Source organism: Vibrio pelagius (assembly GCF_024347575.1).
GTDB classification, from domain to species: Bacteria; Pseudomonadota; Gammaproteobacteria; order Enterobacterales; family Vibrionaceae; genus Vibrio; species Vibrio pelagius.
Map to the genome: position 1 here is coordinate 788594 of NZ_AP025503.1, position 13631 is coordinate 802224.

Genomic DNA, 13631 nt, shown 5'->3' on the forward strand with positions numbered 1-13631 from the left:
TTTTCATGGGCCTTAAAAAGTTTCTTGAAGACATCGAGCATCATTTTGAGCCAGGTGGTAAACACGAGAAGTGGTTCGCGCTTTACGAAGCAGCGGCAACTGTGTTCTACACGCCAGGTCTTATTACAAAGAAGAGCTCGCATGTTCGTGATAGCGTTGACCTAAAACGTATCATGATTATGGTTTGGTTCGCGGTATTCCCAGCTATGTTCTGGGGTATGTACAACGCGGGTGGCCAAGCTATCGCTGCACTTAACCATATGTACGCAGGCGCTGAACTAGCATCTGTAATCGATGGTAACTGGCACTACTGGCTGACTCAAATGCTTGGCGCTTCCTTGGGAGCCGATGCAGGTGTTGGCAGCAAAATGCTACTAGGTGCGACTTACTTCCTACCTATCTACGCAACGGTATTCATCGTTGGTGGTTTCTGGGAAGTTCTGTTCTGTATGGTGCGTAAGCACGAAGTTAACGAAGGTTTCTTTGTTACTTCTATCCTTTTTGCACTTATCGTTCCGCCAACACTTCCTCTATGGCAAGCGGCACTAGGTATTACCTTCGGTGTTGTTGTTGCTAAAGAGATCTTCGGTGGTACGGGTCGTAACTTCTTGAACCCTGCTCTTGCTGGCCGTGCGTTCCTATTCTTTGCATACCCTGCTCAGATTTCTGGTGACCTAGTATGGACTGCAGCGGATGGTTTCTCTGGTGCAACTGCTCTTAGCCAATGGGCTCAAGGCGGCGGTAGCGCTCTAGTGAACACGGTATCTGGTGAAGCAATCACTTGGATGGACGCGTTCATTGGTAACATCCCAGGTTCTATCGGTGAAGTATCGACTCTAGCACTGATGATCGGTGCTGCGATGATCGTATACATGCGTATAGCTTCATGGCGCATCATTGCGGGTGTAATGATCGGTATGATCGCTGTGTCTACGCTGTTCAACGTGATCGGTTCTGACACGAATGCAATGTTCAGCATGCCTTGGCACTGGCACCTAGTTCTAGGTGGCTTCGCATTCGGTATGTTCTTCATGGCAACAGACCCAGTATCAGCATCATTTACCAACAAAGGTAAGTGGTGGTACGGCATCCTAATCGGCGCAATGTGTGTAATGATCCGTGTTGTTAACCCAGCATACCCAGAAGGCATGATGCTTGCGATCCTATTCGCAAACCTATTTGCCCCTCTGTTTGACCACGTTGTAATCGAGAAGAACATTAAGCGGAGACTAGCTCGCTATGGCAAGTAATAACGATAGCATTAAAAAGACGCTGTTTGTTGTTATCGCGTTGAGTCTAGTGTGCTCAATCGTCGTTTCAACAGCTGCAGTTGTTCTTAAACCTAAGCAACAAGCTAACGCAGTTCTTGATCAGCAAACTAAGATCCTAGAAGTTGCAGGCATCGACCTAGCAGGCGACATTCCTGCGTTATACGAAGAGAACATCGAACCTCGTCTAGTTGATTTCGCTACTGGTGATTTCGTTGACGGCGATGCAGCTGCATACGACCAACGTAAAGCGGCAAAAGATCCAGCTCAGTCTATCAAGCTTTCAGCTGAAGAAGACGTAGCTAAGATCCTTCGTCGTGCTAACACTGGTACGGTTTATCTAGTTAAATCTGGTGAAGAAACGACTAAAGTTATCATCCCTGTTCACGGTAACGGCCTATGGTCAATGATGTACGCATTCGTTGCGGTAGAGACTGATGGCAACACAGTTTCTGGCATCACGTACTACGAGCAAGGTGAAACTCCAGGACTTGGTGGTGAAGTTGAGAACCCAACATGGCGTGCTCAATTCGTTGGTAAGAAACTATTCGACGAAAACCACAAGCCAGCTATCAAAGTTGTGAAAGGTGGCGCTCCTGAAGGTTCTGAGCACGGTGTTGATGGCCTTTCTGGTGCAACACTAACTAGCGTTGGTGTTCAACATACATTTGACTTCTGGTTAGGTGAAATGGGCTTTGGTCCGTTCCTAGCAAAAGTTCGTGACGGAGGTCTGAACTAATGTCTAGTGCAAAAGATATTAAAAAGAGCATCTTAGCGCCAGTATTGGACAACAACCCAATCGCGCTACAGGTTCTTGGTGTGTGTTCTGCTCTTGCGGTAACCACTAAACTAGAAACAGCATTTGTTATGACTATCGCAGTAATGTTTGTTACTGCTCTGTCTAACTTCTTCGTTTCTTTAATCCGTAACCACATTCCTAACAGTGTGCGTATCATCGTTCAGATGGCGATCATCGCATCACTTGTAATCGTGGTAGACCAAGTGCTTAAAGCATACCTATACGATATCTCTAAACAGCTATCTGTATTCGTAGGCCTAATCATTACTAACTGTATTGTAATGGGTCGTGCTGAAGCATTCGCAATGAAGTCTGAGCCAATCCCATCTCTAATCGATGGTCTTGGTAACGGTCTTGGTTACGGCTTCGTTCTTATCACTGTAGGTTTCTTCCGTGAGCTTCTAGGCTCAGGCAAGCTATTTGGTATGGAAGTACTACCTCTAGTGAGCAACGGTGGTTGGTATCAGCCAAACGGCTTGATGCTTCTAGCACCTTCTGCATTCTTCCTAATCGGCTTCTTGATTTGGGCGATTCGTACGTTCAAACCAGAGCAAGTAGAAGCGAAGGGGTAAGGTAGTCATGGAACATTATATTAGTCTGCTAGTTAAATCGATTTTCATCGAAAACATGGCGCTTTCTTTCTTCCTAGGTATGTGTACATTCCTAGCGGTATCTAAGAAAGTTAAAACTTCTTTTGGTCTTGGTGTTGCGGTAGTTGTAGTACTTACAATCGCTGTACCTGTAAACAACCTTGTTTACACGCACATTCTAAAAGAGAACGCGCTTGTTGAAGGTGTCGATTTAAGTTTCCTTAACTTCATCGCATTCATCGGTGTTATCGCGGCACTTGTACAAATCCTAGAGATGGTTCTTGACCGTTTCTTCCCACCTTTGTACAACGCACTAGGTATCTTCCTACCACTGATCACAGTTAACTGTGCAATCTTTGGTGGTGTATCTTTCATGGTAACGCGTGACTACAACTTCGCAGAATCTGTTGTGTACGGCTTCGGTTCTGGTGTGGGTTGGATGTTAGCTATCGTTGCACTTGCGGGTATCCGTGAGAAGATGAAGTACTCTGACGTACCTCCTGGTCTTCGTGGTCTTGGTATCACGTTCATCAGTGTTGGTCTAATGGCGTTAGGCTTTATGTCTTTCTCTGGTGTTCAACTGTAGGGTAAGCACCCAGAAATAAGGAATAACAAATGCAAAGCATTATTCTTGGTGTAGCGATGTTTACCATCATTGTACTTGCACTGGTTTTAGTGATTCTTTTCGCTAAATCTAAGCTTGTACCTACAGGTGACATCACTATCGCTGTAAACGATGACCCATCTCTAGCAATCACGACACAACCGGGCGGTAAACTGCTTGGTGCTCTAGCTGGTGCTGGTGTATTCGTATCTTCTGCTTGTGGTGGCGGTGGCTCTTGTGGTCAGTGTCGCGTAAAAATTAAATCAGGCGGTGGCGACATCCTTCCAACTGAGCTTGACCACATTACTAAAGGTGAAGCGCGCGAAGGTGAACGTCTTGCATGTCAAGTTGCTATGAAAACTGACATGGATATCGAACTTCCTGAAGAGATCTTCGGTGTGAAGAAGTGGGAATGTGAAGTTATCTCTAACGATAACAAAGCAACCTTCATCAAAGAGCTTAAGCTGCAAATCCCTGATGGCGAATCAGTACCATTCCGTGCTGGTGGTTACATTCAGATTGAAGCGCCTGCTCACCACATCAAATATTCTGATTTCGATGTACCAGAAGAGTACCGCGAAGACTGGGACAAGTTTAACCTGTTCCGTTACGAGTCTAAGGTTGATGAAGATATCATCCGTGCATACTCAATGGCTAACTACCCAGAAGAACACGGTATTATTATGCTGAACGTGCGTATCGCTACGCCGCCGCCAAATAATCCTGATGTTCCACCGGGTCAAATGTCATCGTTCATCTGGTCTCTTAAAGAGGGCGACAAGTGTACTATCTCTGGTCCATTTGGTGAGTTCTTTGCGAAAGACACTGATGCTGAAATGGTATTCGTTGGTGGTGGTGCTGGTATGGCGCCAATGCGTTCACACATCTTCGACCAGCTTAAGCGTCTTAACTCAACTCGTAAGATGTCTTTCTGGTACGGTGCACGTTCTAAGCGTGAGATGTTCTACGTAGAAGACTTCGACGGCCTACAAGCTGAAAACGATAACTTCGTTTGGCACTGTGCTCTGTCTGATCCAATGCCAGAAGATAACTGGGATGGTTACACAGGCTTCATCCACAACGTACTGTACGAAAACTACCTGAAGGATCACGAAGCTCCTGAAGATTGTGAGTACTACATGTGTGGTCCACCGATGATGAACGCGGCTGTTATCGGCATGCTAAAAGATCTTGGTGTAGAAGATGAGAACATCCTTCTAGATGACTTCGGTGGTTAATCCACTTAAGTAACTGATATTATGGCTGGCTCTTAGGAGTCAGCCATTTGTTTTTCTAAGCTGTGTTCACCACACAACGGCTTATATAAGAAAGCATATGTGGCAAGCATGCAGACACTGTTCTTTCTTATATAAATCACTAACAATAATGGGAGTAAGCAAGTGAGAATTTGGCTTGTTGCATTAACTTCTCTACTGTTTTTGGCTGGCTGTGAAAAGCCACGAGAGCAAGTACATTTGAACGGTCCGACTATGGGCACGAGCTACAATATTAAGTACATCAATAGTGATGATTTTCCTGCATCAGACAAGGTGCACGCAGAGATCGATCGTCTGCTTGAAGAAGTGAATGATCAGATGTCGACATACCGCAAAGATTCCGAGTTAAGTCGCTTTAACCAGTATGAAGGTGGCGATGCGTTTGAAGTGTCTGAGCAAACGGCGACGGTTGTGAAAGAAGCGATTCGTTTGAACGGTCTTACTGAAGGTGCATTGGATGTGACAGTTGGGCCTTTGGTCAATCTTTGGGGCTTTGGCCCTGAAGCCCGCCCTGAAGTGGTTCCAACGGATGAAGAGCTGGCTGCACGCAAACAAAAAATTGGTATCCACCATCTAAGCGTAGAGGGCAACAAGCTGACGAAAGATCTGCCAAGTTTATACGTTGACCTTTCAACTATTGCGAAAGGTTGGGGTGTGGATGTACTGGCTGACTACCTAGACTCTATTGGCATTCACAACTACATGGTTGAAGTCGGTGGTGAGATTCGCTTGAAAGGTCTAAATCGTGAAAATGTTGGTTGGCGCATTGCGATTGAAAAGCCAAGCGTTGAAGAGCGTACGATTCAAGAGATCATTGAGCCAGGTGACATGGCTATTGCCACATCGGGTGATTACCGAAACTATTTTGAGCGTGATGGTGTTCGTTACTCACACATTATCAATCCAGAAACAGGTAAACCGATTCATCATAAAGTGGTATCAGTAACCGTGTTAGCCCCGTCTTCAATGACTGCAGATGGTTTATCTACTGGCCTTATGGTCTTAGGTGAGGTAAAAGGTATGGAAATCGCAAATCAACATAATATCCCAGCATTTATGGTGGTAAAAACAGCCGATGGCTTTGAAGAGATCGCCTCTGAAGCGTTCAAGCCATACTTAAAGAAATAAGGTAGCGAGAGCATTATGAATACATTTATTATTACATTTGGTGTTTTTCTAGCAGTGATTGCAGCAATGTCGATTGGCTACATCATCCAGAAGAAAGTGGTAAAAGGTAGCTGTGGTGGTCTTGGTGCGGTTGGTATCGATAAGGTATGTAACTGTCCTGAGCCTTGTGATGCGCGTAAGAAGCGTGAAGCTCGTGAAGCTTACCGTGCTGAGAAGTTAGCTGCACGTGAAGAGAAGCTCGCTGCATGGGAAAAAGACCGTATCGCTTAATCAGACTTACCTGATAAAAGAAAAGCTCAAGGGGAAACCTTGAGCTTTTTTGTTTGTGGTGGTTTTTAGTTGTTTCTTTCAAACACCAGTTGATTGCGGCCTTGCTCTTTGGCTTGATATAAGAGTTCATCAGCCGCTTTTATCTGACTATCTAAGTCGGACTCAATGTTGGTGACGCCAATACTCATAGTAACTTGAATTTGTTGATCGTCATGAGTTATGACCTGCTGTTCAATCGCCATTCTCATCTTTTCTAGACGCACGATAAAGTCTCTAAATGATCCGCAAGCCTGAATACAGAACTCCTCGCCGCCAAAACGAGCAGCCACGTCATCTTTGAAAAATGATTTAATGATTCGACCAACTGCAATTAATACAGCGTCGCCGCCATCATGACCGTAGGTATCATTTACTTTTTTAAAGAAGTCGATATCCATCATTGCGATATTGCGTTTATCGCAACCTTTACAAGCTTGATTGAACAAGAATCGGCGATTCCATAATCCGGTAAGCGCGTCTTCATTGGCGTGACGGAACAGTTCATTGTTGGCTTCTTTCATATCCAGTAGTTGGTGAATACGACAGAAGAACTCTTCTTGATTGAATGGCTTATAGAGAAAGTCGTTAGCGCCCGCTTTTAGGAACTGTGCGGTTAATGTGCGATCATCACTTCCTGACAGCCCTAAGATGGCCAGTTCGTTGCGTGTGTAGTGTTGGCGAATTTCTCGAATCATGGTGATGCCGTCCTTATTGGGCATGTCATGATCGGTAACGACAAACGTAATATCGGGGTCGCTTTGAAGTAGAGCTAAGCCTTGTTCACCGTCAACAGCTTGAACAGTTTGGATGTATTGGTGTTCGAGGAGTTGCACTATGTAGTGGCGCACCACTGAAGAGTCGTCGACAACCAGAGCTTTGTGATTTTTGTTGTTAGTAATGCGTTGAATTAAAGGTAGCAAATACGTCACTGACGCCTTACTGTCTTTTAGAATGTAATCAATCACACCTTTAGCAAGTACTTGCTCACGTAGGGCTGCACTGAACATGGCAGTCAGTACGATGATCTTCTGTTGGTAACCAAGAACCAAGTCGACGATTTCGCCATCTTGTCCATCTGGCAGGCAATAGTCTAATACCGCGCAAAGAAAGTCTGTTTCCTGTTCAAGTATCTCTTTAGCCTGCTGGACAGATTCGGCGAGCGTCACCGCAAAACCGCTAGTAGTTAGCTGTTGGTGAAGGTAGTTTCTAAAGGCTCGACTGTCTTCAACAACCAGTATTTTTTCAGTCAACTCTGTTCCCTACATCTTGAGTAAATACTTTTTAACTATACTACCAGAAGTGTTGACAACTGACTAAGCGAAAGATGGCTCAATCAATGATCACTTTGTTCTCGGCGAATAAATGATTATACTGTTTATTAATACAGTGTTTGGCGGGTGTTTTGGTCATGTGTGCTTCTGATAGAGAAAGAGTGCGGAAAATAATCCATGTTGATATGGACTGCTTTTACGCGGCTGTCGAAATGCGCGATAACCCATCATATCGAAATCGTCCGTTAGCCGTAGGTGGACACGAGAAGCAGCGTGGAGTACTGAGTACTTGTAACTATGAGGCGCGCAAATTTGGTATTCGCTCGGCGATGCCAACGGCTAAGGCGTTGCAGTTGTGCCCAAACCTGTTGGTGGTGCCGGGGCGGATGCAGGTCTATAAGGAAATCTCTAAGCAGATCCGAGCCATCTTTTCTCGATATACCTCCATCATTGAACCGCTATCACTGGATGAAGCCTTTCTTGATGTGACTGACTCAGAGCAGTGTCATGGCTCAGCCACTCTTATTGCCGAAGCTATCCGTCGTGATATTTGGAATGAACTCCAGTTAACGGCGTCTGCAGGTGTCGCGCCGATTAAGTTTTTGGCTAAAGTGGCTTCGGATATGAATAAGCCCAATGGACAGTTTGTTATTCCCCCTCAAGATGTTCAGGGGGTGATTGATGAGTTGCCATTGGAGAAGATCCCTGGCGTTGGCAAAGTGAGTATCGAGAAGCTTCATCAAGCGGGCTTTTATATCTGTAAAGATATTAAGCAGACAGATTATCGATCCTTGTTGGCTAAGTTTGGTCGACAAGGTGCTTCGCTTTGGAAGAGAAGCCATGGCATTGATGATCGAGAGGTTGTAGTTGAGCGAGAAAGGAAGTCGGTGGGTGTGGAGCGCACTTTCAGTGAAAACATCTCAACTTATCAAGAGTGCTGGAAAGTGATTGAAGAGCGCCTGTTTCCTGAGTTAGAAGCAAGGCTTGAGAAGGCGAGCCCGACTAAATCTATCACCAAGCAAGGCATTAAGCTTAAGTTTGCGGACTTTCAACAAACCACTATTGAACATATTCAACCCTCTTTGAATCTCGAGCACTTCAAAGAGCTGTTGAGTGAGATTCTAAAGCGTCAGCAAGGACGTGAGATTCGCTTGCTAGGGTTAAGTGTCATGCTGCAACCCAAAGATCAAATGCGCCAACTCAGTTTCTTCTAATCATAAGAAGCTAAGTTGGCGACTATTTTATTATCTTGGAGTTTGTTGAACTATCTTGGAATTCGTTGAACCAGAGCGAGGGTATCGCGGAAAGGGTGCTGTTCAAGCTTGCCATATCCAACCATCTTACTGGCTTTGAGCTTGGTAGACAGTGGCGTTGCAATACCCGATAAGAAGCGAGTAATTGCTTCATCTGTTACCCATTGTGGGCTGCTACTTATGAATTCATTTATCCAAGCTTGAAGGTCACTCTCGTCAATCGCCGTCAACGGTACATCAGGTAGCTTGGCGGCGTTGCCACGACATGCTGAACAGTGTCCACACTCTTGTGGCGCATTAAGGTCACCAAAGTAGTTGGCGAGTTTTGAACTCAGGCAGGTGCTTGATTCAAAGAAATCCAACATATAGTTGAGGCGGCCAATTTCATTGTCCTCTTTTTGTTTAAACAGTGTCGACAGACGCTGAGCAACCTCATTTGGGTCTTCACTGGTATTGTGTACTGCATACACATCGGTGATTTGCTTGCTTTCCAGCTCAATCCAACCTTGCTCATTAAAGTAGTCGATTGCTGCGATCACTCGCTGCCTGTCTGCTTGAAAGTGCGTCCACAATGCATCGAAGTCCACTTGGCACCAAACACGAGCTTGCGGTGAGCATTGGAAGATCGACTCCACAAACGCACGGCGCTCTCCCTGAAATTGGTCGATGATCTGTGGTTTTGGTCGAACAAACTTGAATTTGTAATCGGCGAAGAAACTGTATTTAGGCTCAATGATGCCCTCGATCTCAAGGTACACTAATAGTGTTTTCAGTGGCAGCTGACGAATATTGGATTCGCGAGAGAGCTGATTGAGCATGATTTCCCACTGAGTAGTGTAGGTATTGCCTGAGGGCTGACAAGCGTATATTTCTTGCAGCACGGTTTGAATCGCGATGTTATCGGGTGTATCACCAAAGACAAAGTTCTCTAGCGTACTGAGGCCGTGTTTATTAGCAAGCAGTATACATTCAGAGTTTTGTCCGTCACGACCGGCACGTCCAATCTCTTGGGAGTAGTTCTCTATCGATTTAGGCAGATCAAAGTGAATCACTCGGCGAATATTCGACTTATCGACACCCATACCAAACGCGATGGTCGCAACGATGCAGCTGATTTCATCGCTCATAAACTGCTGCTGAATGGCATCGCGGTTTTCTGGCTTGAGACCGGCATGGTAGGCAATCGCATTAATGCCGACATTTCTGAGGGTTTGCGCGACATTCTCTGCTGTCTGCTGAAGCGTCACATAAACAATAGTCGGCGATTGCGGCGCTTGATTGACCACTTCACATAAAGTCTCTAACTTCGTCTCTTGCTCACAAGGTTGTATCGCTAAGTCGAGGTTTTTACGATAAAAGCCGGTGACTACGACACTCTCTGGAGCAATATTGAACTTGCTCTGCATGTCTTGAATTACTCCCGTTGTCGCCGTTGCGGTTAGCAAAAGGACTTGAGGAATGTTGAGCTGTTTCTGATAGTGAGGCAGCTTGAGATAGTCAGGTCGGAAGTTGTGACCCCATTCTGAGATACAGTGCGCTTCGTCGACCACTAGAAGCGAGATAGGTACTTGTGAGATGAATTGTCGAAAGCGCTCGTTCTTGAGGCGCTCAACCGAGATCATCAAGATTTTGGTTTCGCCATTGCGAACCGACTGCATCACTCGTTGAGTGGTTTGCCTGTCTTGGCTCGACTCGATGGCCGCGGCAGCAATCCCTTTACTGTGTAGAAAACTCAATTGATCTTTCATAAGTGCAAGTAAGGGGGAAATCACCAACGTGAGATGGGGCAGCTCTAGCGCCGGAAGCTGATAACAGAGAGATTTGCCTGATCCGGTCGGAAAAATTGCCGCTGCCGATTGGCCTGCTAGAACATTATCGATAACTTGCTTTTGTCCATAACGCAGTGAGTCGAATCCAAAGACCTGTTTTAGCTTCTGTTCTATCATAAGTGTGTCCGGTTAATCTGTGTGGTGTGCCGCTAAGCCTGTTCAATTGGCAGAGAAACTCCAGTTTCAAAGCGCTTGCACCAGATTGTACCTAATTCTATTCTGTAGCTCCTAAAGAAAAGCACTTCAAAAGTATGAATAAATCCGAGCTTAAACAAATAATCCTCCAGCAGCTTGAATCTCGGCTTGCAATTGCACAGTCGGCAACGCAGCGAGCGATTGATGCTGCGACAGACGAAGAGACAGTTCCAGAACATAAATATGATACTCTGGCACTAGAGGCATCTTACCTCGCACATGGTCAGGCCGTAAGAGTCCAAGAGTGTGAAGAGGATATTCAATGCTATCGTGATTTAGTTCTGAGAGAAGGCGAACGCGTGGCGATGAGTAGCTTTCTTTCTGTTATCGACGAGCAAGATAAGGTTAAGTATTTCTTTATCGGGCCAAGAGTCGGAGGTTTATCACTCGAGTGGGGTGACAAAGATGTTGCCATATTGACGCCAAACGCTCCTCTAGGTGCAGCCTTGATGGGGAAAGAGGTGGGAGACGAAGTGGAATTTAGTGTTGCAGACAGCCATTTTCTCTATGAAATTGTGTCGGTTTGTTAAGTTCTAAACCTTTCCATGACATAGAGTGAATCACTCAATGTATAGTTAGTACAGCAATGTATGTGAGGATGTTATGAAAAAGAACGTATTAATTGCATCACTATCCTTGGTGTTGGCCGCAGCGAGTGTTCCTGTGTATGCGGCTCAGTGTCGTGTAGACCTGAAAAATGAACTGAGAATTGATCAGCAGACAGTTGAAATCCACCAAACCAATGGCGATACGGCCGTACTTGATGGTAACGAGCTCTATATTCATGGTGAAAAGGTTGAGCTCGATGCAGATCAGCAAGCGGCGATTGAACGCTACCGTGAAAGCATGAGTGAATACTTACCTCAAGCCAAGGCAATGGCGAAAGAGGGATTAGCATTGGCAAACGATGTTATCGACGACATTGCAGTGAGTTTGGATGCGCCAGAAGCGTTTGATAACGTTAAAAAATCAATGAGTGACTTCTTTGCTGAGATGGAAGCTCGTTACTATAAAGATGGTGACTTGGTGCTTCCGGCTGAGAGCTTCGAGTCGATGGCTAATGGCTGGAGTGCAGACTTCGATAAGGCGATGGAGATCTTTAACGAAGAGTTTATCTCAAGCGCTTTTAATGCCATGTCTGAAAAAATGAAGCAAGAGGGCGGTCTTAACTTAACTGAGATGGCGGACAGTATGTCTGAACTGAAGTTGAAAATTGAAGAGCGTTTTAAAGAGCACTCACAACAGGTAGAGAAAGAAGCGGAAGCATTTTGTGACTCACTTGATGAGATGGCTGAGCAAGAAAAATCGTTGCATGAAAAGATCCCGAATTTGAAGGACTACCAAGTGTTCACTATTTAGCAAGAACGGGTAGTAAATTGAACGATTGACTGGGCACCTTGGGTGCCCTTTTTCGTGTCTATTACATGAAGAGGTGAGGTGGTCATTATTATTGGAATGATGTTTTTTTATGGTTTGTAATTCTATGTATATTTAAATTTACAGTTTTACTGTTTGGTTTTTTCTAATAAATAAGCACTTTAATCATTTATAGATTGCATGAGTCCATGGTTTTGATTATTGTACTAGCAAACTAGTTCATTGGTATTTTGCAGGCAGTATGAACCAACAATCTTCTTCATCAAGAGAGCTGTTTAGCTCTCGTTTAGGCTTCATTTTGGCGGCAGCAGGCGCTGCAGTTGGCCTTGGAAACATTTGGGGTTTCCCAACACAAGTCGCGAGTAATGGTGGCGGCGCGTTCCTGTTAGTGTATTTGGTGCTGATCTTTGTGGTCGCATTCCCAATGCTGGTGGTTGAAATGGCGATTGGTCGTCATGGTCAAGCTAACCCAGTGGATAGTATGCGCTCACTAACGTCGAACCCACTGGCGAAAAAAGTCGGTGCACTGACCGGCTGGATTGGTTTAAGTGTACCAAGTGCTGTATTAGGCTTTTACAGCATTGTTGGTGGTTGGTTGATCTGCTTCCTATTTGGCGCGATTGCTGATGTGTTGGGCTTGGTTGAGATTGCAGCGTGGTTCAAAGGTTTTAGTGTAGAGCGCAATGTCTTTGGTACTGTTCTGTTTTACGTGCTGACAATCTTGATTGTACAAGGTGGCATCAAGCAAGGTATTGAAAAATGGTCGACCCGTTTAATGCCAGCGCTGTTCGTTCTGTTCGCACTTTTGTTCGTTTACATCATGACTCAACAAGGTGCAGTAGAAGGACTTAAGCACTACCTTGTACCTGATTTTGAAAAGGTATGGGATAGAAAACTGATTTTAGCGGCCATGGGACAAGGCTTCTTCTCATTGACCATTGGTGGCTGTTCAATGCTGATCTATGGCTCTTACTTAAGTAAGAAAGAGAACTTACCGAAGATGGCGATGAACGTAACCTTAGTGGATACCGCTGTTGCCTTCATTGCAGGTCTTGTGGTGATGCCAGCGATGTTTGTTGCGATGCAGAAGGGCGTACAAATCTACGCTGAAGATGGTTCATTGCTGAGCTCAGATACACTGGTATTTACGGTATTGCCTTTGATGTTCGATAGCTTAGGCTTCCTAGGTCAGATCTTTGCGATTGTCTTTTTCCTACTACTGACTATTGCTGCGCTGACCTCTTCTATTTCGATGCTAGAGGCTCCCGTTTCTCTTGTGAGTGAGCGCTTTAACACGGCTCGTACACCGACAAGTTGGGTTATCGGTGCTTTAATCGCGCTGTTCAGCATCGTTATCGTTTACAACTTTGGTACTCTGTTTGGCCTAGTGGCTATGATTGCTACTCAGTACCTACAACCTATTGCTGCATTGATGTTCTGTCTGTTTGGTGGTTGGGTATGGAGTCGTGCGTCTAAGGTAAAAGAGCTAGAGCAGGGCTGTCCTGACTTCCAATTAGGCTGGTTTGGTAAAGTATGGCCTGCATACGTCAAATTTGTATGCCCTGTACTGGTAGTAACGGTTATCTGGGCATCTTTCGGCTAGTGTTCTAGCGATACTACAAACGATTAAAGCAACACGCTAAATATGAAAGCCGTTCTTGGTTAAGAGCGGCTTTTTAGTCTCGGTATGTTTGGATATGCAGTTTGTGCTTTTATCGAGAGTTGTGTGAG

At 45.2% G+C, this 13631-nt stretch carries 13 protein-coding genes; 11 read left to right on the plus strand and 2 right to left on the minus strand.

The genetic code is table 11. The features are described 5' to 3' along the window. The first annotated feature begins 5 nt into the window (after positions 1 to 5). The 7 genes from vsple_RS03440 to nqrM all read left to right on the plus strand — a co-directional run bounded on the left by vsple_RS03440 (position 6) and on the right by nqrM (position 5936). Positions 6 to 1250 (plus strand): NADH:ubiquinone reductase (Na(+)-transporting) subunit B, encoded by a 1245-nt coding sequence (locus vsple_RS03440; RefSeq protein WP_261882683.1) that lies wholly within the window; start codon positions 6 to 8, stop codon positions 1248 to 1250. Further along, the gene (locus vsple_RS03445) at positions 1240 to 2007 is read left to right on the plus strand and encodes a Na(+)-translocating NADH-quinone reductase subunit C (protein WP_261882684.1); all 768 of its coding nucleotides are present in this window, start codon (positions 1240 to 1242) and stop codon (positions 2005 to 2007) included. Before vsple_RS03440 ends, vsple_RS03445 begins: the two co-directional genes overlap by 11 nt. Beyond that, on the plus strand, positions 2007 to 2639 hold the full coding sequence (locus vsple_RS03450; protein WP_255231284.1) for an NADH:ubiquinone reductase (Na(+)-transporting) subunit D: 633 nt from the start codon (positions 2007 to 2009) through the stop codon (positions 2637 to 2639). The genes vsple_RS03445 and vsple_RS03450 overlap by 1 nt, the downstream gene beginning before the upstream one ends. A 7-nt stretch (positions 2640 to 2646) precedes the next feature. After that, complete coding sequence (gene nqrE / locus vsple_RS03455) at positions 2647 to 3243, plus strand: NADH:ubiquinone reductase (Na(+)-transporting) subunit E (RefSeq protein ID WP_032551424.1); 597 nt, start codon at positions 2647 to 2649, stop codon at positions 3241 to 3243. 29 nt (positions 3244 to 3272) lie between these two features. Continuing rightward, the gene (gene nqrF, locus vsple_RS03460; RefSeq protein WP_255231283.1) at positions 3273 to 4499 is read left to right on the plus strand and encodes an NADH:ubiquinone reductase (Na(+)-transporting) subunit F; all 1227 of its coding nucleotides are present in this window, start codon (positions 3273 to 3275) and stop codon (positions 4497 to 4499) included. Positions 4500 to 4661: 162 nt separating this feature from the next. Then, on the plus strand, positions 4662 to 5666 hold the full coding sequence (locus tag vsple_RS03465; protein WP_261882685.1) for an FAD:protein FMN transferase: 1005 nt from the start codon (positions 4662 to 4664) through the stop codon (positions 5664 to 5666). A gap of 15 nt (positions 5667 to 5681) precedes the next feature. Beyond that, positions 5682 to 5936 carry a (Na+)-NQR maturation NqrM gene (gene nqrM, locus vsple_RS03470; RefSeq protein ID WP_255231281.1) on the plus strand — a complete coding sequence of 85 codons (255 nt, stop codon included), beginning with the start codon at positions 5682 to 5684 and terminating at the stop codon, positions 5934 to 5936. Positions 5937 to 6001: 65 nt separating this feature from the next. Here nqrM and vsple_RS03475 read toward each other — a convergent pair whose 3' ends face one another. Further along, positions 6002 to 7225: a diguanylate cyclase gene (locus tag vsple_RS03475; protein WP_261882686.1), complete on the minus strand. Its 1224-nt coding sequence runs from the start codon at positions 7223 to 7225 to the stop codon at positions 6002 to 6004. A gap of 158 nt (positions 7226 to 7383) precedes the next feature. Here vsple_RS03475 and dinB point away from each other — a divergent pair, with 158 nt between their 5' ends. Continuing rightward, positions 7384 to 8460: a DNA polymerase IV gene (gene dinB, locus vsple_RS03480; RefSeq protein ID WP_261882687.1), complete on the plus strand. Its 1077-nt coding sequence runs from the start codon at positions 7384 to 7386 to the stop codon at positions 8458 to 8460. Positions 8461 to 8510: 50 nt separating this feature from the next. Here the strand turns inward: dinB and vsple_RS03485 are convergent, their stop codons facing one another. Then, positions 8511 to 10445 (minus strand): RecQ family ATP-dependent DNA helicase, encoded by a 1935-nt coding sequence (locus tag vsple_RS03485; RefSeq protein WP_261882688.1) that lies wholly within the window; start codon positions 10443 to 10445, stop codon positions 8511 to 8513. A 134-nt stretch (positions 10446 to 10579) separates the two neighbouring features. On the opposite strand from vsple_RS03485, the gene vsple_RS03490 reads away from it, so the two are divergent. The 3 genes from vsple_RS03490 (at position 10580) to vsple_RS03500 (ending at position 13503) form a co-directional block, all read left to right on the plus strand. Next, positions 10580 to 11053 (plus strand): GreA/GreB family elongation factor, encoded by a 474-nt coding sequence (locus vsple_RS03490; protein WP_261882689.1) that lies wholly within the window; start codon positions 10580 to 10582, stop codon positions 11051 to 11053. Between the two features lie 73 nt (positions 11054 to 11126). Then, the gene (locus vsple_RS03495; protein WP_255231276.1) at positions 11127 to 11882 is read left to right on the plus strand and encodes a YggN family protein; all 756 of its coding nucleotides are present in this window, start codon (positions 11127 to 11129) and stop codon (positions 11880 to 11882) included. Positions 11883 to 12141: 259 nt separating this feature from the next. Further along, positions 12142 to 13503 (plus strand): sodium-dependent transporter, encoded by a 1362-nt coding sequence (locus vsple_RS03500; RefSeq protein ID WP_261882690.1) that lies wholly within the window; start codon positions 12142 to 12144, stop codon positions 13501 to 13503. The last annotated feature ends 128 nt before the right edge of the window (positions 13504 to 13631 follow it).